Origin of the sequence: Bacteroides sp. AF25-38AC (assembly GCF_003602995.1) — a bacterium.
In the GTDB taxonomy this organism is placed as follows: Bacteria; Bacteroidota; Bacteroidia; order Bacteroidales; family Bacteroidaceae; genus Bacteroides; species Bacteroides uniformis.
The window spans coordinates 1-495 of record NZ_QTMD01000036.1; the positions used below are offsets into that span (position 1 = coordinate 1).

Sequence of the window (495 nt, forward strand, 5' to 3'; positions counted from 1 at the left end):
TATATTGCATTGGCAATCAATTCGTTATAAAGTTTTATTCTTTTTACGACAGTCCCTACCTTAGCACCTCATTACAAAAATAACGCTTATGCAAGACATAATAAACGGACGCTGCGGCTGGTGCGGAACCGACGAGCTGTATGTGAAATACCACGATGAAGAGTGGGGAAAACCGGTAACAGACGACAAGACACTATTCGAGTTTCTTGTATTGGAAAGTGCCCAGGCCGGACTAAGCTGGATAACCATCCTCAAAAAGCGGGAAGGCTACCGCAAAGCCTTTTGCAATTTCGATACCGCGCAAGTGGCGCAAATGACCGATGAAGACGTGGAACGGCTGATGCACTTTGACGGCATCGTGAAAAACCGTCTGAAAATCAAGTCGACCATCACCAATGCAAAGCAGTTTCTTGTCATACAGAAAGAATTCGGCAGCTTTTACAACTATACGCTATCCTTCTTCCCCGACCGGAACCCCATTATCAATCATTTTCA

General features: G+C 44.8%; 1 protein-coding gene. It reads left to right on the forward strand.

The features are described 5' to 3' along the window. Positions 1 to 88 precede the first annotated feature (88 nt). Positions 89 to 495 (forward strand): DNA-3-methyladenine glycosylase I (locus DWY55_RS18580; RefSeq protein ID WP_133303491.1); only part of this gene is annotated, 407 nt, incomplete at its 3' end.